This window comes from Polaribacter haliotis (genome assembly GCF_014784055.1).
Lineage (GTDB): Bacteria > Bacteroidota > Bacteroidia > Flavobacteriales > Flavobacteriaceae > Polaribacter > Polaribacter haliotis.
The window spans coordinates 2,639,640-2,662,642 of record NZ_CP061813.1; the positions used below are offsets into that span (position 1 = coordinate 2,639,640).

Here is a 23,003-nt window from a genome sequence, read left to right on the forward strand (position 1 = left end):
TTTAGGGGTTTGTATTTATTGTGTAAACAGCATCAAATTAATTTTTGATGCTGTTTTTTTATGGCACGGACTTTGATTTAACAAAGTCTTAACATATAAAACTTTCTAATTATGAAAAACCTAAAAAAACTACCAACCAAACAATTAGAAAAGTTCTCTAACATTTTTACTCAGTTAGGACTTGTATTAGTGCTCTTTGTTGTGTACATAACATTAGAACACGAAACCGAAGAAAAGACAGTCGCCATTTTAGCCAATAGCGAAAGTCGAGTCGTTTATATTCAACCCGATCAAAACGTCGTCTTCCAAAAAGAGGTAAAGGTAAAACAAAAACCTCAAGAGCAGGCTCCACAAAAACTTATTCCAGATGAGATCGAAAAAGGAGATAATGATGTTATTGAAAAAGTAGTAGATTTTACTACAGAAGATCCAGTTCTGGTGAATATTGATGATGTTGTTGTGGCAAAAATTACTGATGATGATCCTATTGTAGAAGATGTTCCATTTATTAATATTGAAGACGCACCAGTTTTCAAAGGTTGTGAAGGTTTATCAAAAGAAGAAAATAAACTTTGTTTCGATAAAAAAATGAAACAATTTGTGCAACGTAATTTCGATGCTGGTTTGGCAAGCGAATTAGGCTTAAGAGCTGGAAAATATAAAATCCAGACTCAGTTTTTAATTGATGATAAAGGAAACGTTGTCGATATTAAAATTAGAGCACCTCACAAACAATTGGAAAAAGAAACCAACGATTTAATTAAAAAATTACCAAAATTTACGCCAGGAAAACAACGAAACAGACCTGTAAGAGTTCGATACACATTGCCCATCGCTTTTAGTGTAGAATAAAAGATTTTAACCCAGCTGAAAAGTTGGGTTTTTTTATGCCACTTAAAAATGAAATCTCTTAACGTTCTTAATACAAGGTTTTAGTACATTTGTAAGATGGATATCAGTCGATTTTTAGATGCTACATATTTAAAAACAGCAGCACAAGCACTAATTTCTGAAGAAGAAAATTTGCAAAATGTAATTGCATTGGTAGAAGAAGCAATTTTGTACGATTATAAGTTAATTATGATTCGTGCAAAATATATTTCCATTGTAAAAAGATTCTTAGCAGATGCAAAATCTGCTATTTTAATTGGAACTGTAATTGGTTTCCATGAAGGAACAACTACAATTGAAGAAAAATTACAAGAGGCACAAAAAGCCATTGATTTAGGAGCAGATGAGCTAGATTTTGTAATAAATTATACAGCTTTTAAAAAAGGAAATATCAATTTAATAACCCAAGAAGTGACCAAAGGCACAAATCTATGTCTTAAAAACAATAAGGTCGCAAAATGGATTATTGAAGTTGCTGCTTTAACAAATAAAGAAATAATTGTAATTTCACAATTGATTAAAAAAATCGTTTTAGAAAATTTTGGAGAAGAAAATGCAAAAAATGTATTTGTAAAATCTTCCACAGGGTTTTTTAAAACTGAAAATAATTTACCAAATGGAGCAACTTTAGAAATTATGAAAATAATTTCCGAAAACGCAAAACCATTAAAAATTAAAGCAGCTGGTGGTGTAAGAGATTACGAAACAGCTTTAAAAATGCTTTCTTTAGGAGTAGATAGAATTGGTACATCTTCTTCGAAAGCAATTGTAAATAAAGGAATAAATACAAAATCAGCATATTAGTTTTGAGAGATTATTTCGCACATGAAACTGCAGTAATAGATGCAGATTGTAGTATTGGAAAAGATACCAAAATATGGCATTTTAGTCATATTATGTCCAATTGTGTAATTGGAGAAGGCTGTAATATTGGTCAGAATGTTGTGGTTTCTCCAAAAGTAATTTTGGGTAAAAACGTAAAAGTGCAAAATAATGTATCTATTTATACAGGCGTAATTTGCGAAGACGACGTTTTTTTAGGACCTTCTATGGTTTTTACAAACGTAATAAACCCAAGAAGTGCTATAAAAAGACAAAACGAATATTTAGAAACTGTTGTAAAAAAAGGCGCAAGCATTGGTGCAAATGCAACTATTGTTTGTGGTAACAATATTGGCGAATATGCTTTTGTTGGAGCAGGAGCAGTAGTTACAAAAGAAATTTTACCTTTTGCTTTGGTGGTTGGAAATCCATCCAAACAAATAGGTTGGGTTAGCGAATATGGCCACAGATTAAATTTCGACGAAAAAGGTTTTGCGGTTTGTAAAGAGAGCAAACAAGAATATCAATTAAAAAATAATACAGTTATAAAGTTATAGGATGTTAAAAAAATACATATTTCTAGTTTTATTATTTCCCACAATATTTTACGCACAAACAGAAAGATATCCTGTTTTCGATGTTTGTAAAGGAGCAGATATTACTAATATCGAAGACTGTTTCTTATCAACAACCAAAAAACATTTTTTTGCAGAATTTAAAACACCGCCAATTGTAGAAAACGAAAACTATAGTGGAGTAGCTACTGTTTTGTTTATGGTTACAAATAAAGGAGAGTTTAAAATAATCTATGTAAACACACCTTACGAAGCGATTAAAAAAGAAGTGGAAAGAGCTTTTAATGTGTTTCCAAAAATTTCTCCAGCGAGATATAACAATCACGATATAGAAATGAAATTCGAGCTTCCAATTAACTTTCCAATTGTAAGAAATATAGAAGTTAAAAAAGTTTCAGAAACAGCAGAACCAAAAGAAGATTTATTCGCAATTGTAGAAAAAAGTAGAATTGCAGATTCCACTTTTTTAGAACACAATAGCCAGTTAAACATTCCATTTACGCACCAAAGATATATCGATTACGAATTTGCGATGCACAAAGCAGATGGAACACACACAGCTTCTAAACCTTATACTTATAGTGAAGTTAATAAGTATTTCGACCTAACAGAAAACAAAAAGAAATTTCTAAAACCAGAAATAAGAACGTGGGTTGGCAATAAAATTTGGAACGAGCATTTAATGCAAGTCAAAAAAAAAGACTTTTGGTTTACATTAGATTTTTTGGTTGATGTTCAATTAGGTAAAGACAATTCAGATGTTTCTTACACCTATAATAATTCTCGAATTTTAACAGTAAATGGAGGTTTAGGCGATAAAATTTCTTATTCTGCAACTGTTTACGAAAGCCAAGGTAGATTTGCAGATTATTTGAATAGTTATATTTCTAATCGTTCTGTAATAACAAGACCAAAAAATTCTGAAGGTTTAGTTCCTGGAAGAGGAAAAGCAAAAGGATTTAAAGAAGATAGTTTCGATTATCCTGTTGCAGAAGGTTATTTAGCTTTTAAACCAAATAAATTTATGCAGTTTCAATTCGGAAATGGGAAAAATTTTATTGGAGATGGTTACAGATCTTTTATTCTTTCGGATGTTTCTTCGCCAACGACTTATTTAAAAATGAAGGTCGATTTTTGGAAATTACAATATACCAATGTTTGGATGTGGAATACAGAACCATCCATTTCTGCACTCTCGAACCCGAATGAACACGCAAGAAAATACATTGCAGCGCATTATTTAAGTTTAAATATTACCAAAAAATTAAACATTGGTTTCTTCGAAACTGCAATTTCATCTGGAGAACAAGGTTTCGATGCTGGTTTTTTAAACCCAGTAATTTTTTACAGATCTGTGGAGTTTAATAGAGGCGAAGATGCAGGAAATGCAATTATTGGTTTAACAGGAAAATATAAATTAAACGATAATATTTCTTTGTATTCTCAGCTAGTGGTAGATGAGTTTTCAGTAGGAAATTTAAACGATTTAGGAGATTGGAGAAATAAATTTGCGTATCAAATAGGAGCAAAATATTTTAATGCTTTTAATGTAGATAATCTTTTCCTTCAATTAGAATATAATTATGCAAGACCATATACGTTTGCACATAAATCTCCTGTTTTAAATTACGGAAATTACAGTCAGCCAATGGGCCATTTATGGGGTGCAAATTTCTATGAAGCAGTTGCAATTGCGAGATATACAAAAGATAGATGGAGTTTTAATGGAAAACTAACATTGGGTAAAAAAGGATTTGATTTTGAAGATGAATCCGTAAGTTATGGAGGAAATATATATCAATCTTACGAAGATCGTTTTGGAGATACAGGAAATGAATTAGCGCAAGGAAATACAGCAAACATTTTCATTGCAGATTTTCAAGGAAGTTACTTACTAAACCCTTCTAATAATTTAAGTCTTTTTGGTAGTTTTATGTATCGTAAATTTAACCCGAAAGTAGCTACAACAGCTTATCCAGAAGGTAATACAGTATGGCTTTCTGCAGGAATAAAAGCAGATTTATTCAATTGGTATAAAGATTTTTAGTAATTTTTAACTAATTATTTGTTTTTTAAATTAAAATATTACTTATATTTGGAGTGTGATTCCTAAGGGGATCACACTTTTTCTTTTTCATAGCAATTTTCCCACTCAATTTATTGAGTGGGTTTTTTTATATACCAACTTTGCATACTTAAATTTTATCATTTTAAAAATTAGTTTTCACGATATAAATTATTGGATGTCAAAACCTCGTTAAAAACTATGGTAAATTCATAATTATCAAATATCTTTGCAAACCAATTGTGGTTTTATGAATACAACAATTATTTCCGATAATAAAACAGCTATGCAAACGATTCTATCCGACTTTAAACAGCTAACCAAAGTTGGTTTGTCTTTAAGTGTTGTATTTTCTTCTGTTGCAGGTTACTTATTGGCGGCAGAAGTTGTAAACTTTTTTACGTTGTTTCTATTAGCTTTAGGAGGTTTTTTTATGGTTGGTGCATCTAATGCTTTTAATCAAATTATCGAAAAAGATACAGATGCAATAATGAAACGTACCCAAAACAGACCTTTGCCAACAGGAAGAATGTCTGTAAATACAGCACTTACAATTGCAATTACATTTACCATATTAGGAATTGGAATATTATATAGTATCAACCCGAAATCGGCATTATTTGGTGCTATTTCTATATTTTTATACACAAGTGTTTACACGCCTCTAAAATCAGTAACACCTTTAGCGGTTTTTGTAGGAGCGATTCCAGGAGCCATTCCTTTTATGTTAGGTTGGGTTGCAGCAACCAATAATTTTGGTATTGAAGCAGGTTTCTTATTTATGATTCAGTTTTTCTGGCAATTTCCTCATTTTTGGGCAATTGGTTGGTTACAATATGAGGAATATAAAAAAGCAGGTTTCCACATGTTACCAATGAACACGAAAGACAAAGGAGCTATTAAACAAATTCTTTTTTACACAGTAATAATGATTTTTGTTTCAATCGCACCAGTTTTAAAAGTTTCTGGCGATTTTTACATTTATCCAGCAACAGCAGTAATTGTTGCTTTGTTTGGAGTAATGATGTTGTATTATGGAATAAGATTGTACAAAAGCGAACAAAATATTGATGCAAGAAAATTAATGTTATCTAGCGTATTGTATATCACAGTAGTTCAAATTATATATGTAGTAGATAAATTTTTACACTAAAAATAATGATAAAAGAACAAACTTTAGAACAAGAATTAATTGTAGCCAAAAAGAAATCAGCCAAACCTATGTTATGGGTTTCTATGATTAGTATGGTTATGTTTTTTGCAGGTTTAACAAGTGCTTATGTAATTAGTATGAAAAGAGACGACTGGGTTTCTTTCGATTTACCAAACGCATTTCATATTAGTACTTTTTTAATTGTTGCAAGTAGTATTGCATTATTTTTATCACAACGTTTTTTAAAACAAGATAAAAGACAATTATCGCTTATTTTGGTTGTTGTTACACTAATTTTAGGAATTGGTTTTATTTGGCAACAATATGTAGGTTTTGAACAACTTAAAAGTGTCGGTTTGTATTTCACTGGAAAAGATAGTACAGTTTCAACATCTTTTATAATTGGAATCACTTTTATGCATGTTTTGCACTTGCTAGCAGGTATAATTGTGCTATTTGTTGTTATTTATAATCATTTTAAATACAAATACAAACCGAATGATATGCTAGGGTTTGAACTTGGTGCTATTTTCTGGCATTTCGTGGATATATTGTGGATTTATCTATTTTTCTTTTTCTATTTTATCAAGTGATGAAAAATGATTAATTTTGCGAAACTAATTAAGAATTAATTAACAAAAATTTATATGGAAGCAAATATTGCTGTACCTTCTAATAGTAAAGATACCTGGAATGGTGGTAGTGCAAAACCTTTTGGTGCGTCTTATGGAAAAATGATGATGTGGTTTTTCATCGTCTCAGATGCATTAACCTTTTCTGGCTTTTTAGCGGCTTATGGTTTAACTCGTTTTAAATTTATAGATTCTTGGCCAATTGCAGATGAGGTTTTTACTCACGTTCCTTTTGTTCATGGAGAATTTCCAATGATTTACGTTGCAATTATGACGTTTATCCTAATCTTTTCTTCTGTAACAATGGTGTTGGCAGTAGATGCAGGTCATCAGATGAAAAAAAATAAAGTAGCATGGTATATGTTTGCTACAATTATTGGAGGTATTATTTTCGTTGGCTCACAAGCTTGGGAATGGGGTACTTTTATAAAAGGTTCTTATGGAGCTGTTAAAACTACAGATGGCAAAGTATTACAATTTGTAAAAGATGGTAAACAAATTGCTTTGGCAGATTTTGTTACAGGAGAAAGAACAGACGAAAGAGTTCAACACACCAGAAAAAACGGATTGTGGTTTGAAAAAGAAGCAACAATCTCAACGTATTCTGTAGATCAAGTGGTTAATGCTTACAAAGCAAACCCAGCAATTCAAGTAAGAACGGAGTTAATTAATTTAGACACCAAGAAGAAAACAATTCTTTCTAGAGAAGATGGAATTGCAGAATTAGCCAAAACAAAAATGGTTGTAGAAGGTGCTAATTTAAAAGTAAACGAATATGGTAATACCATTTTCGCAGATTTCTTTTTCTTTATTACTGGTTTCCACGGTTTCCACGTACTTTCTGGAATTATAATTAATATTATTATTTTCTTTAATGTTATTCTTGGGACTTATGAGAGAAGAGGACATTACGAAATGGTAGAAAAAGTAGGGTTGTATTGGCACTTTGTAGATTTAGTTTGGGTATTTGTATTTACCTTTTTCTACTTAGTATAATTTAAAATAATAGATAGAAATGGCACACGCACACGAATCAAATACGAAAAGAATATGGATAGTTTTTGGTATTCTTTCTGTTATTACTTTAGTAGAAGTTTACTTAGGTATAATTAAACCAGAAGCATTACACTTACATGGTCCTGGAACAAGTTGGTTAAACTGGATATTTATAATCTTAACATTAGCGAAAGCTTATGGAATTGCATGGGTATTTATGCATTTAGAAGGAGAAAAAAAATGGTTTAGACGTTCTATAGTTTGGACAGCAGTTTTCCTAATAATTTATTTAGTAACCTTACTATTAATTGAAGGAGGCTATTTATACGAAACATTAGCACCACTTGTAAAATGGTAATTTAAAATATTTAAAGGTGGTTTTTAACCACCTTTTTTTTTGAACTTATATTACTTTACGGTTGCTTATAAAATAAAAACCATGAAAATAACAAAAAAAAGAGTTGTATTATTTCTACTCTTTATTTTTCCTTTAATATGTTTTTTAATTCTTTCTACAGGAAAAAATAACTTTACCAAATTACCTGTTGTAACTGAGAATGTTATAGATATTTCTGCAATAAACGCTTCTAAAACGTTTAAAAATAATGTTTCTTTAGTTTGTTTTTTAGGAGATAATATCGAACTAAACAAAGGTGGTTTCTTTAATTTGAATGAAAAGATTTATAAAATTTTTATAGACTATAAACAATTTCAAATTATAGCTATTTATCCCAAAGATAAAGAAGTAGAGGTTGCAACACTAAAAAAAGAAATTAGCGCTTTTACAAACATGGCAAACTGGAATTTTTTAGCGGCTGAACAAGAAGAAATTAAAATATTGTTTTCAAGCTTTAAAACCAATGAAAATTTGGCGAATTTATATACCTCTAAAGTATTTCTAATTGATAAAAATGGCAATTTAAGAGGAAGAACAAATGATGAAGATAGTACCATTGATGGAAAATTATTTGGTTATAATATGCAATCTGTTGCGGAATTAAATGCCAAATTAAAAGACGATATAAAAGTACTTTATTACGAGTATTATGCTGCATTTAAGCATAAAAACGAGAATAAAGCCGATAGAAAAGAAGTAGGATTATGAAAAAAAAATATTCATACGTAGGTATTGCTTTTGTTATTTTATTATTCGGAATTTATACTGTTCCAAAAGTAGTAGATCGTTTTAAAAAATCGGATTTGGTAAAGTTTGATAAAGTGCCAGATTTTGAATTTATCAATCAAAATGGAGAAAAAATTACCAACAAAACTTATAATGATAAAGTATACGTTGTAGAGTTTTTCTTTAGTACATGCCCAACTATTTGTCCGATTATGAATCGTAAAATGGTTACCATACAAGATAAGTTTTTCGGAAATCCCAATTTTGGCATCGCTTCTATTTCAATCACTCCAGAAATAGATACACCAGAAACATTAAGAACATATGCTAAAAACAAGGGAATAACGTCAAAAAACTGGCATTTATTAACAGGAAAAAGCGACGAAGTTGTATATGCACTTTCCAACAAAGGTTTTAAATTATATGCAGGAAAAGGAGATGGAAATCATGGAGGTTTTGAGCATTCAGGCTTATTTGCTTTGGTTGATAAAGACGGTTATATAAGATCAAGAAAAGACGAATTCGGCAACCCAATTATGTATTATAGAGCTATTGAGGACCAAGGTTTTCCAGATCAAATAAAAGAATTAAAAGAAGATATTAAAATTTTGTTAGATGAGTAAATTAGTACAAGAAAAAAAATACAAGAAGATAATTACAGCATTATCAATTATAGTTCCTGTTGCAGTTGCAGGATTATTTTTAATCAATCTTAAAAAATTAGGGTTTAATGTAAAACCATTAACGTTTTTACCTCCAATTTATGCTACTATAAATGGTATAACTGCTGTACTTTTAATTGCAGCAGTTGTTGCTATTAAAAAAGGAAATAGAAAATTACACGAACAATTAAACACTACTGCAATTGCTTGCTCTTTATTATTTTTAGTAATGTACATTGGTTATCACATGACCTCCGATTCTACTTCATTTGGTGGAGAAGGAGTTATAAAATATGTATATTATTTTATTTTAATAACACATATAATTTTATCTATTGTTGTAATTCCTTTTGTGTTAACAACGTATATGAGAGCAAAATTGGGTGATTTTCCAGCACATAAAAAAATAGCAAAACGTACTTTTCCATTATGGTTATATGTTGCTGTTACAGGTGTAATAGTATATTTAATGATATCTCCTTATTATGTATAAAAAACAATTTTTTTTCGCATTTTGCTTATTTTCTTTGGCAATAGAAACAACAGCAGCACAATGTGCAATGTGTAAAGCAGTTGTAGAGACTGGAGATGTCTCAATGGCAGAAGGCGTTAATAACGGAATTAGTTATTTAATGGTATTTCCTTACCTTTTAATTGGCGCTTTATTTTTTACAATTTACAGATATAACAAGAAATCTAAAATTTAACGTTTCAATAAGAGTCTAATTTTGTAACAAATTTTACATTTAGTCGTCTTATAATAGCTAGCAAAAGTTGAAATGTTCATTTTTAAATAAAAAGTGTTCGATTTTGAAACAAATTTATAAATTTGATAACTTTAACATAATGATTATCAATATTTTACATTTTTTACTTTTTTTGGTACAACTATTGAAAAATCAATCAACATAATATAAAATTTAAGATTTTGAAAACCAACTTTATTCTATTTGTAGCATTATTAACTTCAATTGCTACTTTTTCACAAAAACAATGGACATTAAAAGAAGCTGTAGATCAAGCTTTAGAAAAAAATATTTCCATTCAACAAAATAAATTAAGTTTAGAGCTTGCAAAGAAAGATGTAGATATTGCGAAAGGAAACTTTTTACCAGATTTAAATGGAAACACAGGTGGAAATTTAAACTTTGGTTCAGGGTTCGATCCTGTTTCACAGAATAGAATATCTACCACTATTTTTGGAGGTTCTGTTCGTTTGAGTTCTGGTTATACTATTTTTAATGGATATAGAAATACAAATACTTTTAAGCAAGCACAGTTAGGTGTAGAAACAAGTTTGTACGATTTAAAAAAGATAGAAAACGATATTTCTTTACGAGTTGTAAATTCTTATTTAAACGTTTTATTTGCAAAAGAAAATTTGGAAGTTGCCAAAGTTCAAGCAGAAATTAGTAAAAAACAAATTGAAGCTGCAGATGCAAGATTCCAAGCAGGTGCGATTGCAAAAGGAGAGTTGTTAAACTTTCAATCTACAGCTGCAAACGATTTACAAAGTGTAGTTACCCAAGAAAATGCTTTAGATTTAGCTTTGTTAACTTTAGCTCAATTACTTCAAGTATCATCAGAAAATTTCGATGTTGCTCCAATAGAAGTTGGTACGCCTTCAACAAATCTTTTATATACAAACTCTTCTACAGTGTATAATAAATCTTTAGATTATATGCCAGAAATTGCAAGAGCAAAACTAGATATTGATAATGCAGATTTTAACATTGCCATTGCTAAAAGTGCATTTTATCCAACAATTACAGCATCTGCAAGTTTATCTACAAACTATGGTTACAATTTAAAATTACCTCCAGGATCGTCTAATACAGCATTGTTTACACAATTAGACGATAATTTAGGATATGGAGTAGGTTTTAACGTGAGTATCCCAATTTTTAATAGATTTCAAACTAGAAATAGAGTTACAAAGTCTATTATTAATAAAGAAATTTCAGAAACTAGACTAGAAAGTGAGAAACTACAATTAAAACAAACTATAGAACAAGCGTTTTTAGATGTAAAATCTTCTTTAAAAGCCTACCAAGCCGCAACAATTTCTTTAGAAGCACAAAAGGAAGCTTTTAAAAACGCCCAGGAAAGATACAATTATGGAGCTATGACTTTGTTCGATTTTGATTTGGTTAGAACTCGTTTGGTTAATGCAGAAGGTTTAATGATCCGTTCTAAATACGATTATGTTTTTAAAACTAAAGTGTTACAATTCTATTCTGGAGAATTAGTTTTAGAATAAATTCACAAAATATATAGATACAACCTCACTCGTTTTTACAACTTGTGAGGTTTTTGTTTTTTTGAAATACTATCTTTGTAAAAAATTACAAATTGGCAAACATTCTTAACATAGAAACTGCAACTAAAAATTGTTCTGTAAGTATTGCAAAAAATGGAGAAATTCTAGCAATTAAAGAATTGAATAATGGTAATTACTCTCATGCAGAAGTATTACACCCTTTTATTGTTGAAGTTTTAAAGGAAGCAAATATAAAAACAGCAGAAATAGACGCTGTAGCAGTTAGTAAAGGCCCTGGTTCTTACACAGGATTAAGAATTGGAGTTTCTGCTGCAAAAGGGCTTTGTTTTGCTTTTAACAAGCCATTAATTTCTATTGATACACTTAATTCCTTAGCACATTCAATTTCTTTTGATAAGGGTATAATTATTCCAATGTTAGATGCTAGAAGAATGGAAGTTTATGCAGCAGTATATGATACTAATTACCAGCAAAAAAGGGAAATAAAAGCAGAAATTATTGATGAAAACTCTTTCTCAGATTTTCTAAATATGGGTAAAGTATATTTTTTAGGAGATGGAGCTGCAAAATGTAAAGAAATAATTACGCACGAAAATGCTGTATTTGTTGATGATAAATATCCCTCCTCTAAAGAAATGGCGGAATTATCTTATTTTAAGTACAAAAAAAACGACATCGAAGATGTCGCTTATTTCGAACCTTTTTACTTAAAAGATTTTATTGTTATTCCAGAAAAGAAAAAGAAACCTACGTTTTAACTTATTCTTTTTTGTTAATTTGTACGTTATGTGGATAAGGGATTTCGATTCCTGCAGCATCTAAAGCTTCTTTAATGTTTTCCATACAATCGAAATAAACTGCCCAATAATCTGCAGTATTACACCAAGGTCTAACCGCAAAATTCACAGAACTATCTGCTAATTCTAAAACGGTAACTCCAGGTGTTGGATCCTTTAAAACTTTAGGATGAGATGTTAATACATTCGTTAAAACTTCTTTTGTTTTTTTAATATCTGCATCATAAGAAACACCAATTACTAAATCTACACGTCTAGTACCTTCTGTTGTAAAATTAATAATATTTCCATTAGATAAAGAACCATTTGGAATTATAATTTCTCTATTAGATAAACCCGTTAATTTTGTAGTAAAAATTTCTATTTCTTTAACAACTCCAGTTTCACCCTGTGCTTGAATTAAATCTCCAACTTTAAATGGTTTAAAAATCATAATTAAAACACCTCCAGCAAAATTTGCCAAAGAACCTTGTAAAGCTAAACCTACAGCCAAACCAGCAGCAGCTAAAATTGCAGCAAAAGAGGCAGTCTCTACTCCTAATTTTGCGATTACTGTAATAAATAATATTATTTTTAAAGCCCAACCTAATAAGTTTCCTAAAAATTGTTGAAGCGAAATATCTACATTTCTTTTTCTTAATACTTTTTTAGTTGTATTTACAATAATTTTAATAATTATTAAACCAATAATTAGCATGGCAACTGCCATTAATACTTTTGGTGTGTATTCTACTATTACTTTTTTAAACTGTTCTAAATATTCTTCCATTATTAGTGTTATCTATTTTAAAGATTAAAAGAGCAAAGTTAATAATAAAGCGATAATTGCTGGTATAGATTGGATATAAAATATTTTAATAATTTTTGTAGAATATGCACCATATAAACCTGCAATAAATACACAAATTAAAAGAAATTGTATTCCATCGAAATTATTAGTAATTAAAAACCAAAGTAAACCTAGGGCCAAGAAACCATTGTAAAGACCTTGGTTTGCAGCCATTATTTTTGTTTCTTCAGCAAATTCTTTGCTTTTTAAACCAAATGTGTTAATTCCTTTCTTAGTAGTCCAAAGAGCCATTTCTAAATAAAGAATATATAAATGGATTAAAGCAACTAAAATTATAAAAACTGTTTGTATTATTTCCATTTTGTATATAAATAAAAAGTGATTTAATACATATAATTAAATCACTTTAAGTTGTAGTATGTATTTTTTAAATTTAATTTACTTCAAAAGTAATTTTTAAATTTACTCTAAATTCTGCAACATCATCTCCATTTACAACAGCACTTTGCGATTGTACAAATACCGATTTAATATTTTTTACGGATTTCGATGCTTGTTTTACAGCCTTTTTAGTTGCATCTTCCCAACTTTTTTCTGAGTTTGCAAGTACTTCTATTACTTTCATTACTGCCATGTTTCTTCGTTTTTAATGATTTGTATACTGTAAATATAATAAAATCAACCTTTTAAATCAATAAAATCTCCAATGTTAATTTAATGTTACCAAATTGTTTGCAAATTGTTAGAATATAGTTATATTTGTAATTATAATGTTAAACCTTAAAATTAAAGTCATGAAAAAATTAATAACAATTTGTATGTTTTGCTTAGTTGCAATTGGATATGCTCAAGAAAACAAACCGACTTTTAAGGCTGAAGGAGATTTAGTAAAAGCAACTTATTATCACGAAGATGGTTCTGTAAGTACAGAAGGTTATTTTAAAGATAAGAAGTTAACTGGAAAATGGACTCGTTTTGATAAGAAAGGAAATAAAACACAATTGGCTTTCTACAAAGAAGGAAAGAAAGTTGGAAAGTGGTTTATGTGGTCAGGTGAAAACTTAAAAGAAATTACTTATAACAATAATGCTATTGTAGATGTTAGTTTATGGAAATCCGAATCTAAATTGGCTTCTAATAAATAATAGCTTTATTTAAAAAATAATACAAAAAACCCAAAGTGTTTAACACTTTGGGTTTTTTGTATTATAAGATGTTTTTAAATTCATAATTTTAATTGATTAGTGTATGTAATATCATGTACATTTTCTTTCCAAATTAAAGCCTTAGTTCTTTATTCTTAAGAAGTATATATAAATGTTTATTTTGCGTTTAAAGTAGGTAAGAAATGGCTTGTTAACAACTCTATTTATAGTTTTGTGTTCTATTTTTTAAACACCATTTAATTCTTTTTTAAATAGTTAAATTTTAGGTTGTAATGCAATAAATTTAAAGAAGAAAATCTTACTTAACGCGCAGTATTTATTCCATAAAAAAAAGAGCTTAGATTAACTCTAAACTCTTTTTTAATAATTTGTTTTCTCTAATTACTCTACTAATAAAGTAAAAGGAATACTATATTTTACACCTACTGGTTTTCCTCTTTGTTTACCTGGTTTCATTTTTGGTAATAATTTCATCACCTTTAAAACTTCAGATTTAATTTTTGGGTGTGGTGCTCTTGCTTGTACATTTACAACGTTACCAGATTTATCAATCTTAAACATAATAGATACTCTCTTTTTTCCAGAAGATAAACCTAATTCGTTTGGTAACTCTGCATCGAATTTTCTTACGAAATGCTTTTGTACCATTTTACTAAAGCAATCTTTTAATTCTTGTTTACTTCCTTTACATCCAGGAAATACAGGAACATCTTCGATAATCATAAAACTTACGTCTTCGACTACTTCTTCTACCTCTGCAATTTCTACAATTTCTTCTACTTCTACAGCCTCAGTTTCATCTGTCTCAGTAGATTCAATTACAGTTTCTTCTACTTCTTTCTCATCTTCTACAATTTCTATTTTTTCTGGAGTTGGTGGTGGTGGAGTTTTTGGCTTCACTGGCTCAATTCTTTCAGTAATTGGAATATCCTCTTCCAACTCTGCATTCATGTTAACTACTCCCAAGTCTCCAATAGTCTTGTCGTAAGTTTTTTTCTCGATAGCAGCATATGTTATAAAAAGCGCTAAAACAAGCCCAATTTGCATAAATATTTTACTATAATTTTCTAAATTCGATTTAGGATTTTTCTTTATTTCCATTGTAGAGAGTTTTTAATAGTTCGCTAATTTAATTAAAAAAATGTATCATATACAAGTATTAGTGCTAATTATATCGATTTTTTTTATAAATCTGATTAAAAACCACTAATCCTATAAGAACTCCAGTCGTATTTGCAAGAACATCTAAGTAATCTCCTGTTCGATACGAAGTTAATTCACTTTGTAAAACTTCAATAATTATGCCAAAAAGAATACATAAAAAAACGATTAAGTATTTCTTACTTGGTTTATCAAAAAATGAAAGCAACCAACAAATAGATAATGTAAAATAAGCAAAGCCATGTTGCAATTTATCTAGATGACTAACTTGAACTTCATATTTTGGCATTTTCATTAAACTTAAATATAAAATACTAAGTGTAACTACTACTGCTATTATTACTATTTTACCCTTCAATAAGGCCTTTATACGCTGCAGCATCTAATAAGTCGTCTATTTGTGAGCTGTCTGAAATATCAATTTTAATCATCCAACCTTTTTCGTATGGGTCTGAATTTACCAATTCAGGTTCATCTTCTAAAGCTTCGTTAAATTCAATTACTTCTCCACTTAAAGGCATAAATAAATCAGAAACTGTTTTTACTGCTTCTACAGAACCAAAAACTTCTCCTTCTTCTACAGAATCGTCTAAAGTATCTACATCTACATATACAATGTCTCCTAATTCGCCTTGTGCAAAATCTGTAATACCAACAGTTGCAATGTTGCCTTCTATCTTAATCCACTCGTGATCTTTCGTGTATTTTAAGTTTGATGGGATATTCATTTCTCTAAATTATTTATTGTTGTTAATTTTAATTTCCTCCTAAATTGTAAACGATATTAAAGCCACCATTAATTGCCTGTCTTGGAAAAGTGGTAGAAATCGCATATTTCGACGTTTGATGATTGTAATAAAACGACGCTGTTAAATTACTACTTAATCTATAATCCGCGGTAAATTTAATAGAAAATAATTTCTGTCCACCACTAATTTGATCATTATCTTCATCTACAGACCTAATTTGTGTTAAATTATCTCTTAAAGATACATCTGCTCTTAAGTTAATATCTCCTTTTAAAGTTTGTTTTTTACCTGTAAATCGAGTGTTTACTTTTACGTCTTTAAAAACATAGCCCATTCCAAAAATATACTCTGTTCCTTTAATATCAGTTAAAGTGCTGTTATTAAAATTCATTGTTAATGTTCTATCACTTTTTATTTCTCCTCTTAATGAAAATGAATTTCTCATTTTCATATCTACTTTTATCAATGGAGAAAATTCGTCTACCAAAGTTACTGCAGACACTAAAAGTTCTGGTTCGTAATTTCCAGCAGTATTAGATGCTGTTGGGTTTGAAGCATCGAATTGTAAATTATTTGTAAAGCTAGAAACTGTGTAAGAAGAATTATAACCATGTGAAACCACAAAATTGCTAAAATTATTTTTAAACCATTTAAATTTCATTAAACCATTGTAACGTAAAGTCCAATTTGGTATTGGAATATTTCTAAACATAGAAGTACTTACATTCTCTGCACTTTTTCCAGAATATGCAGCTAAAAAAGCAGGTAATAAAACTTGCTGACTACTTTCTCCATAACCAGAAACAGGATTTCCAGTTTCTGTAGCCAACCTGTTTGCAATTGTACTTCTGAAATCTCGCATGTTTTGAAAAAGTACATTTGCATCTGTAAAAACGGTAGAAATCATAGAATAACTTGTACTAAAGTTTCCGTTTTCGAAAGCTGGAGCACTATTATCTAAAGCTCCTGTTTCAGTTCCATTTTCTACAACATCTATTTGTTGCGAGATATCTCTCGTTTTAATTTTATTTCCTCTAACATCGATATTTAAATCTGTAAAAGGTTTTAAAGTAAATGTATAGTCTAACTTGTTATAGTGTGTTCTACTGTATGTTTTGTTATAATATTCGCTATTGTTTGGATCTCTTGGACCAACTAACCAGCCATTTTCTAAAGCTTTTGTTCTAATATCTACTTGGCTACCAAATGCAAAAGAAGTGGGTGCACCACCTAAGAAGCCAACATCTTCTGTGTAACCAGGTAATAATTGCCCATTATTTTCTGTGTAACTAACTTTTCCTTGCTTTACAGAAGTTACAACATCGTAAACACCTTTCAATATTTTTTTACCTATAGAAAGCTTTTTTTTCTGATTTATTTTTCCAGGAGCAGGAGGTAAGCCAGCTCCTTTTAATCCTTTTGAACTTTGTCTTTGATTCTTACTAAGTAATAGTTTTTCGAAACCAAGACCTTTGTAAAATTTATCGAAATTAAAAGTAGTGTTTAAATTGTGTGTATTTGCATTCTGAATAACATTACCAACCAAATCTACATAAGCAACATCTACTCCATTTACATCTATAGAACTTTGTGCTGCAGCTTGCCAATCGAAATCTGCTGTGTATGCATAATCTGCTTTTATCCAGCTTAAAAAAGGTATTTTATCGATTGGTAATTGGTAAGTACCATTTAATTTTTGATGATAATGATTCGCTCTTCCTGTGTTAAAGAAATCGTCGAAAACTTGAATGTCTTCAGACGTATCAAATGTATCGTAAATGTAACTATTGGTTGCATTAAAGTTTAAGGTTATAGATTTCGTTAAATCGAAACCAACTGTATAATCCCAATCGAATAAAAATCTACGTTGTTTTAATTCTGGTTGTGGAGATAAGCCTGCCACCAAATTACGAGATTGTTGTTCTGTATAATTTCTATTGATTCTAGAATTTACAGCAAATGTATTTGGAATAGGGTTGAAGTTAAAATCTTTAATCAATTTTAAATATTTGCTATCTAAAAACTTTACATTTTTAAACGGTTCTATTGATTTTGCTCCAAAATTGTAATTATAGCTTGCACCAGCAGTTACGTTTTCGTTGATGTATTTTTGAATATTATAATCTCTATGAAATTCTTTGTTGTGTGCATAAGAAACAGATACATTTTCAACATCGTAAAATTTCGGTTTTTTTGTTGAATTTGGGTTTCTATTCTTTTTAACGTTTATAAAACTAATGCTTGTACGTTTTGTATAATCTCTAGAAAATTCGCTATTTGGATTTTGTCCCAAAGCATCTTTTAAAGTAACATCTTGGTATTGTGGGTCGAATTTAGGATCTATAAATTTCTCTCCAATACTATAACTCATTGGTAATTGAATTCCCCAATTTTTAGGCGTTAAAACCTTTCCTAAATTTATAGTTGTAGCAACATCATATTGTTTTGTCTCATCTAAACTACGTTGGTTTACACGATCTTCTACATTTCCAAAACCAATGGTAGACATGCTTCCTGCTAAAGAAACGTTGGCAACATCTGCAAAGTTGGCATCTGCATTTACTACTGCAGCCCAACCACCTTTATTATCGAAACCAGCAGAACGTAATTCGTTAAACCAAACTTCTCCACTTTTTTGAGTTAGAGAAGTATTTTTAATACCTAACATTATAGTTCTTAATTGAGCCAAAGTTGGGTTTCCTTTTACACTAATTTTATAAGGTAAGCCAGCATCTTGTTGTGTAGAAGTAAAAATATCTGCAATTGGAAAACCTGCAGCATCTCTTTCTAATTTTATTTTTCCAAACGTTTCTAAAAACGCATCTAAATTATTTCCTTCTGGCCAAATATCTAATTGCGAAGTTCCATTTCTAGATACTTTAAGAGGGATTTCAACTTGATAAAAATTCTCGTCTAAATCTGTTCCTAATCGAATAATTGCAGAAAGATCATTATCAGCCAAAGAAGATTCTCCTTGGTTTTCTTGTAAATGCATAAACATTTTTAAACGTTTAAAACGTCTTAAATCTACACTAATATTCTTATAAATTGCTCTTATTTTTTCTGGTTCTAATCTGTTTACTTTTAAAGTTACAGATTGTTCGTTTTGTAATTGAACAGTTGTACTTCCTTGTAAACGTTCACGCTCTATTCCTGGAGGTTGTATATAGCTACCTTCGTTTTGTTCGATACTAACCACACCCACCTCAAAATTATTTAATTCATCTTGGGTTAAATCTACTGGATTGTTAATTGTTGGATCTAAAGTTCTTACATAACGTCTCCAATCCCCACGAACTAAATCTAATTCCCCAAAACGAATTACAACTGGAATTCTAAAATTGGTTAAAAACATTCTTACAAAACGAATGCTGTTAAAGTCCGAAATATTATTTATTGGAGTTCCACTTCTAACTGGAACTCTAAATTGATACCATTTTGTTTGTTGTGTAGCTCCATTTTCTAAAGTTACTGTCGTAACTTTTTCATCAACAATATATCCAACTCCTTTTCGTAAATTATTTTTATTTAAAGAGATTTTATATTCAAAATAACTCTCTACAGTATTCATGGTTTGATCTCTGTTAATATCCTCTACATCTGGATATGTGGTAGATGAAGTTGGAAAAGATTCTGGAGACTGGTTTAATGTTGGCGAGTTTCCTTGAGTGTTATTAAAGTCTTTATATCTAGTAATTAAAGATGCATCAATAGCATCTAAATTTCCTCCTCTAAAAAACTGAAAGTTGTCTGCTGCAGGATCTGAAAGTGTTGAAAATTGTCCAATTCCTGTTAAATTCTTTTCTTCATCGTCATTTAAACCATCAAAACCTAAATCTTGATTCGTTCTTGCTCCATCTTGTTCGTTAAATGCATAAATTATTGAAGGATTTCTTGGAACATCTCCCCAAGTTGTTCTATTTACATTATTTCCAGCAACTTTTAATCCGTCTTCTGGTAAACCGTTTTCGTACATTTTACGGTTATCTTTTAAAACATCTTCAGAAACATTTCCTAAGTTAATATACAAATCTCCAACTTGATTTATAGGATTGTTTGGATTTACACCTTGTGGCAAACCTTCTCTATTTGTAATAGAGTAATTTTCGTAAGGATCCATAATCCAAAACTGAATGTATTCTACATTTGCTTGGTCGAAATTATTGGTTGTTAACGGCCTCATAATTCCTCCCCATCTTGTTTCTGGGTTTGGTAAAATTACTTTTCCTTCTGCTATACTTGCGTTCGGGTCGAAATTATAAGAACCTCTTTCCTCTGGGAAATAAGCCAAATCTAATGTTCTTACTAAAGAATTTTGTGTAATATCTAACTGCACATTTGGAAACAATTCCTGGTAATTAATTTGTCTTGTTTCTGCTCTCGAAAGTTCGTCTGCATCTATACTTGCTGGAGTTTCTCCTGCTCCATAAAAAATTTGATCTACACTATACCATGCCAATTTTGCCCTTTTGTAATTGTAAGATAAATCGTCTCTTTCCCCATTAAAATTAGGGAAATATTTTGGTGTACTTGCCTCATACCAATCTAATGGAGAAAGTAAACTAATAGGAATTTGCGAAGCTTCAAAATCGTCTATATAAGAAGTAGCTGCACCAGTTACGTCAATTCCACTTGGTGTTCCTGGAATTAAATAAGCCATATCTCCTCTTACAGAAATGTTAGATGGTGCATCTGTATCTACAAAAGGCAATTTATTTGCTAGTTTTGTAAAATAAGGCACTTCTGTAGAATAATTAAAATTGAAACCTAACATAGTATTGTTAATAGGTTCTGCACCGAAATTAACTTTTGGTGTTAAAGGTCTTTCTTCAATATTTAAATAAGTAGCACCAACTACTAAATCTTCAGAAAATTTATGCTCAACATCGATTCCCATAAAGGTTTTTCTTTGCTGATTAAAAACCGCATTATTTTCTGTTGAAACACTAATTGGAGTTCCTGATGCTTGTAAACCTGGATCTATAATTTGCACTCTTCCTAAATTGTAATCTACTACATAATCTACACCTTCTACCAACTGTCTTCCTCCAGCAGAAACTCTTACAGAACCTCTTGGAACATTAAAAGCGCCAATTGGAATTCCACCAGCATTTTCCGATTTAAAGTATCCTTTTAAAAAGTATTTGTCTTTATTCTGAAAGTTATTTTTGATGTTGATTTTCGTATTCAAATACAATTCTCTAAAAGCGTATTTTTCTACATCTGATGTATTTGGATCTAAACCATTATCATTTGGTCCCATTTGAACAATATCGTTACCAAAAGGTTCTGGTTCTGGGAAAAAGATAAATCCGTTTTCGGAGTTTACAGTAATTCCTTCTACGTAGTCGAAATAACCATCTGGGTTTCTAGATTGACTTTGGTCTAATTGGTCTAAGTTTAATACTTGTAGTAAAGGTTTGTTTGCAAGACCTGCTGTTTGTGCATTTTGTAAAACGTTAGAAGGAATTCCTGTTTGGTCGTCTCTATATTGAATTTCGAATCGGAAACCATCTTGTGTTAATGGAAAAGCACCTAAAGCATACACGTTTTTCATCATTAAACGCCAAGTTGGGAAAGATTCTTCACCACCATTTCCATCTGGTCTTTTTGTTTGTAATATTTCGCTACGTAATAATTTTACGGCTAAATTATCTGGAGCTTGAATTCCATCATTAGAAAATTCTCCAACTTTAAAAGAGTTTTTTGTACTTCCACTTACATTTCCAGCCACTGTATATTCGTAGGCAACTGCCAAAACTTCGCCATCGTTTAATCTTCTATTTAAAGAAATAAAACCTAATTGAGAATTTAGTTTAAACTCGTTAATTTCTAATTTTCTTGCATTTTCTAACATGGAAAAGTCTGTACCTTGTTCCATACCAAGTTCGTTTCTTAGGGTACTTTCAACTGTAGAAATATCTCTAATTCCATTTAAAACATTTGGTTCGTAAATGTTGTTAGCTCCGTTAAAAGGTAAATTTTTTCCAGAAACTACAGCTTGGTTTGCACTTGGAACTATGTTTCCATTTTCGTCTACGAATACACCTGGATCCGATTCTGCTAAATCTGCAATCGCAACAATACTTCTAAAATCTTCTGTACTTGCGTTTCTATTGGTAATCCAAACTTCTATTCTTGTAATGTTTATTGGACTGCTTATTAATGGATAATTTTTTAGTGAATTTGCGTAGTTATCGATAAAATATTGAGATAAGAAAAAATGACGATCATTATCGTAATCTGTCGTTCTTAATTCGAATTGTTGAATAGACGCTCCACCTTCTGAAACCACTGTTTTACTCTCGGAATTTTGCTGAGAAAAAACGGCTGTAATGTTTGTATTCCCAAATTTTAAATCTGTTTTTACCCCAAATAAACTTTGTGCTCCGTTAATTAACGAGTTTTTTATAGGCATAGAAACGTTACCAGCTTCAATTCCTTGAATAATATCGTCTTCTGTTGGTGTAAATCCTATTTTTACTAAGTTTTGAAAATCGAAAGAAGCCTGTGTATCGTAATTTGCAGTAAATTCTAAACGTTCACCCACTTTTGCACGAATACTTGCGTTAATTTGTTGGTCGAAATCAAACGTAAAATTGCTTCTGTTTTCTTCGGAAATTTGTGGATTGTCTGTATTTTGATAAATAAACCCAAGTTTTAAGTTTAAATTTCCTGTTGGTGTTACTTTAACTGCGGTTCCACCAAAAATAGATTCGAAAAATTTAGAATTTACATAATAAGTTGGTAGTAAATCTTTTTGACCATCTTTAGATCCTTTTTTCTTACCACTTGCAGCACTTACTTTGTCTTTAAAATACTGAGACATATCTCGTTTTAGGCGATATCTTTCGTATTCTCTTGGTGTTAAATAAATAGGTGTTTTTGTGTAGTAATTTCCTATTTTTTCAATAATAACATACCTGTTTAAAGTTTTATCGAAAATGATAACTTTTTCTGCCAAATCATCTAAAAACAAACCTCCTTTTTGGTCGCTCTTAAAATCGTAGCGAAGTTTTATAGAATCGTTTTTAACGACAATAGTGTCTTTTTTTGCTTTGGTTTGTGCGTATGTAGTTAAACTTACAGCAAACGCTACTGTTAGAAATAAGAAAGTATTTTTTATAAACGTACTCAATT

At 30.2% G+C, this 23,003-nt stretch carries 22 protein-coding genes; 15 read left to right on the forward strand and 7 right to left on the reverse strand.

From position 1 onward, the window contains the following. Positions 1-111 precede the first annotated feature (111 nt). The 14 genes from H9I45_RS11405 to tsaB all read left to right on the forward strand — a co-directional run bounded on the left by H9I45_RS11405 (position 112) and on the right by tsaB (position 11,958). A complete protein-coding gene (locus H9I45_RS11405) occupies positions 112-852 on the forward strand; it encodes an energy transducer TonB (RefSeq protein ID WP_088352656.1) in 741 nt (246 codons plus the stop codon). 96 nt (positions 853-948) lie between these two features. Then, on the forward strand, positions 949-1,695 hold the full coding sequence (gene deoC / locus H9I45_RS11410) for a deoxyribose-phosphate aldolase (RefSeq protein ID WP_088352657.1): 747 nt from the start codon (positions 949-951) through the stop codon (positions 1,693-1,695). 2 nt (positions 1,696-1,697) lie between these two features. Then, the gene (locus H9I45_RS11415; RefSeq protein ID WP_088352658.1) at positions 1,698-2,270 is read left to right on the forward strand and encodes an acyltransferase; all 573 of its coding nucleotides are present in this window, start codon (positions 1,698-1,700) and stop codon (positions 2,268-2,270) included. Between the two features lies 1 nt (position 2,271). After that, complete coding sequence (locus H9I45_RS11420) at positions 2,272-4,335, forward strand: gliding motility protein RemB (protein ID WP_088352659.1); 2,064 nt, start codon at positions 2,272-2,274, stop codon at positions 4,333-4,335. A gap of 268 nt (positions 4,336-4,603) precedes the next feature. After that, the gene (gene cyoE, locus H9I45_RS11425; protein ID WP_088352660.1) at positions 4,604-5,506 is read left to right on the forward strand and encodes a heme o synthase; all 903 of its coding nucleotides are present in this window, start codon (positions 4,604-4,606) and stop codon (positions 5,504-5,506) included. Between the two features lie 5 nt (positions 5,507-5,511). Continuing rightward, positions 5,512-6,099: a cytochrome c oxidase subunit 3 gene (locus H9I45_RS11430; RefSeq protein ID WP_176397514.1), complete on the forward strand. Its 588-nt coding sequence runs from the start codon at positions 5,512-5,514 to the stop codon at positions 6,097-6,099. A 54-nt stretch (positions 6,100-6,153) separates the two neighbouring features. Continuing rightward, positions 6,154-7,134 (forward strand): cytochrome c oxidase subunit 3, encoded by a 981-nt coding sequence (locus tag H9I45_RS11435; RefSeq protein WP_088352661.1) that lies wholly within the window; start codon positions 6,154-6,156, stop codon positions 7,132-7,134. Positions 7,135-7,153: 19 nt separating this feature from the next. Beyond that, positions 7,154-7,492 carry a cytochrome C oxidase subunit IV family protein gene (locus tag H9I45_RS11440; protein WP_088352662.1) on the forward strand — a complete coding sequence of 113 codons (339 nt, stop codon included), beginning with the start codon at positions 7,154-7,156 and terminating at the stop codon, positions 7,490-7,492. 81 nt (positions 7,493-7,573) lie between these two features. Next, a complete protein-coding gene (locus H9I45_RS11445; RefSeq protein WP_088352663.1) occupies positions 7,574-8,239 on the forward strand; it encodes a hypothetical protein in 666 nt (221 codons plus the stop codon). Continuing rightward, the gene (locus H9I45_RS11450; RefSeq protein ID WP_088352664.1) at positions 8,236-8,880 is read left to right on the forward strand and encodes an SCO family protein; all 645 of its coding nucleotides are present in this window, start codon (positions 8,236-8,238) and stop codon (positions 8,878-8,880) included. Before H9I45_RS11445 ends, H9I45_RS11450 begins: the two co-directional genes overlap by 4 nt. Then, complete coding sequence (locus H9I45_RS11455) at positions 8,873-9,412, forward strand: DUF420 domain-containing protein (protein WP_088352665.1); 540 nt, start codon at positions 8,873-8,875, stop codon at positions 9,410-9,412. Before H9I45_RS11450 ends, H9I45_RS11455 begins: the two co-directional genes overlap by 8 nt. Next, positions 9,405-9,626 carry a hypothetical protein gene (locus H9I45_RS11460; RefSeq protein ID WP_088352666.1) on the forward strand — a complete coding sequence of 74 codons (222 nt, stop codon included), beginning with the start codon at positions 9,405-9,407 and terminating at the stop codon, positions 9,624-9,626. Before H9I45_RS11455 ends, H9I45_RS11460 begins: the two co-directional genes overlap by 8 nt. A gap of 221 nt (positions 9,627-9,847) precedes the next feature. Next, a complete protein-coding gene (locus tag H9I45_RS11465) occupies positions 9,848-11,179 on the forward strand; it encodes a TolC family protein (protein WP_088352667.1) in 1,332 nt (443 codons plus the stop codon). Positions 11,180-11,271: 92 nt separating this feature from the next. Then, positions 11,272-11,958 (forward strand): tRNA (adenosine(37)-N6)-threonylcarbamoyltransferase complex dimerization subunit type 1 TsaB, encoded by a 687-nt coding sequence (gene tsaB, locus H9I45_RS11470; protein WP_088352668.1) that lies wholly within the window; start codon positions 11,272-11,274, stop codon positions 11,956-11,958. A 1-nt stretch (position 11,959) separates the two neighbouring features. Here tsaB and H9I45_RS11475 read toward each other — a convergent pair whose 3' ends face one another. The 3 genes from H9I45_RS11475 to H9I45_RS11485 form a co-directional block, all read right to left on the reverse strand. Continuing rightward, complete coding sequence (locus tag H9I45_RS11475; protein WP_088352669.1) at positions 11,960-12,766, reverse strand: mechanosensitive ion channel family protein; 807 nt, start codon at positions 12,764-12,766, stop codon at positions 11,960-11,962. Positions 12,767-12,790: 24 nt separating this feature from the next. Beyond that, complete coding sequence (locus tag H9I45_RS11480) at positions 12,791-13,147, reverse strand: DUF1304 domain-containing protein (RefSeq protein ID WP_088352670.1); 357 nt, start codon at positions 13,145-13,147, stop codon at positions 12,791-12,793. Between the two features lie 73 nt (positions 13,148-13,220). Continuing rightward, positions 13,221-13,421, reverse strand: a complete 201-nt coding sequence (locus tag H9I45_RS11485; protein ID WP_088352671.1) for a dodecin family protein — start codon at positions 13,419-13,421, stop codon at positions 13,221-13,223. Between the two features lie 160 nt (positions 13,422-13,581). On the opposite strand from H9I45_RS11485, the gene H9I45_RS11490 reads away from it, so the two are divergent. After that, positions 13,582-13,932, forward strand: coding sequence for a toxin-antitoxin system YwqK family antitoxin (locus H9I45_RS11490; RefSeq protein WP_088352835.1), 351 nt, complete (start codon positions 13,582-13,584; stop codon positions 13,930-13,932). 402 nt (positions 13,933-14,334) lie between these two features. On the opposite strand, the gene H9I45_RS11495 is transcribed toward H9I45_RS11490, so the two are convergent. The 4 genes from H9I45_RS11495 to sov form a co-directional block, all read right to left on the reverse strand. Beyond that, entirely contained in the window at positions 14,335-15,054 is a 720-nt protein-coding gene (locus H9I45_RS11495) for an energy transducer TonB (protein WP_088352672.1), read from the reverse strand. Positions 15,055-15,118: 64 nt separating this feature from the next. After that, positions 15,119-15,472: a VanZ family protein gene (locus H9I45_RS11500; protein WP_228454879.1), complete on the reverse strand. Its 354-nt coding sequence runs from the start codon at positions 15,470-15,472 to the stop codon at positions 15,119-15,121. After that, a complete protein-coding gene (gene gcvH, locus H9I45_RS11505) occupies positions 15,462-15,842 on the reverse strand; it encodes a glycine cleavage system protein GcvH (protein ID WP_088352673.1) in 381 nt (126 codons plus the stop codon). Before gcvH ends, H9I45_RS11500 begins: the two co-directional genes overlap by 11 nt. Positions 15,843-15,870: 28 nt before the next feature. Continuing rightward, complete coding sequence (gene sov, locus H9I45_RS11510; RefSeq protein WP_088352674.1) at positions 15,871-23,001, reverse strand: T9SS outer membrane translocon Sov/SprA; 7,131 nt, start codon at positions 22,999-23,001, stop codon at positions 15,871-15,873. Positions 23,002-23,003 lie beyond the last annotated feature (2 nt).

Excerpts from the sequence above, each read along its gene's own strand:
- H9I45_RS11405 (WP_088352656.1), top strand. The coding sequence starts at position 112 with ATGAAAAACCTAAAAAAACTACCAACCAAACAATTAGAAAAGTTCTCT.
- deoC (WP_088352657.1), top strand. The coding sequence starts at position 949 with ATGGATATCAGTCGATTTTTAGATGCTACATATTTAAAAACAGCAGCA.
- H9I45_RS11420 (WP_088352659.1), top strand. The coding sequence starts at position 2,272 with ATGTTAAAAAAATACATATTTCTAGTTTTATTATTTCCCACAATATTT.
- cyoE (WP_088352660.1), top strand. The coding sequence starts at position 4,604 with ATGAATACAACAATTATTTCCGATAATAAAACAGCTATGCAAACGATT.
- H9I45_RS11430 (WP_176397514.1), top strand. The coding sequence starts at position 5,512 with ATGATAAAAGAACAAACTTTAGAACAAGAATTAATTGTAGCCAAAAAG.
- H9I45_RS11435 (WP_088352661.1), top strand. The coding sequence starts at position 6,154 with ATGGAAGCAAATATTGCTGTACCTTCTAATAGTAAAGATACCTGGAAT.
- H9I45_RS11440 (WP_088352662.1), top strand. The coding sequence starts at position 7,154 with ATGGCACACGCACACGAATCAAATACGAAAAGAATATGGATAGTTTTT.
- H9I45_RS11445 (WP_088352663.1), top strand. The coding sequence starts at position 7,574 with ATGAAAATAACAAAAAAAAGAGTTGTATTATTTCTACTCTTTATTTTT.
- H9I45_RS11450 (WP_088352664.1), top strand. The coding sequence starts at position 8,236 with ATGAAAAAAAAATATTCATACGTAGGTATTGCTTTTGTTATTTTATTA.
- H9I45_RS11455 (WP_088352665.1), top strand. The coding sequence starts at position 8,873 with ATGAGTAAATTAGTACAAGAAAAAAAATACAAGAAGATAATTACAGCA.
- H9I45_RS11460 (WP_088352666.1), top strand. The coding sequence starts at position 9,405 with ATGTATAAAAAACAATTTTTTTTCGCATTTTGCTTATTTTCTTTGGCA.
- H9I45_RS11475 (WP_088352669.1), bottom strand. The coding sequence starts at position 12,766 with ATGGAAGAATATTTAGAACAGTTTAAAAAAGTAATAGTAGAATACACA.
- H9I45_RS11480 (WP_088352670.1), bottom strand. The coding sequence starts at position 13,147 with ATGGAAATAATACAAACAGTTTTTATAATTTTAGTTGCTTTAATCCAT.
- H9I45_RS11485 (WP_088352671.1), bottom strand. The coding sequence starts at position 13,421 with ATGGCAGTAATGAAAGTAATAGAAGTACTTGCAAACTCAGAAAAAAGT.
- H9I45_RS11490 (WP_088352835.1), top strand. The coding sequence starts at position 13,582 with ATGAAAAAATTAATAACAATTTGTATGTTTTGCTTAGTTGCAATTGGA.
- H9I45_RS11495 (WP_088352672.1), bottom strand. The coding sequence starts at position 15,054 with ATGGAAATAAAGAAAAATCCTAAATCGAATTTAGAAAATTATAGTAAA.
- gcvH (WP_088352673.1), bottom strand. The coding sequence starts at position 15,842 with ATGAATATCCCATCAAACTTAAAATACACGAAAGATCACGAGTGGATT.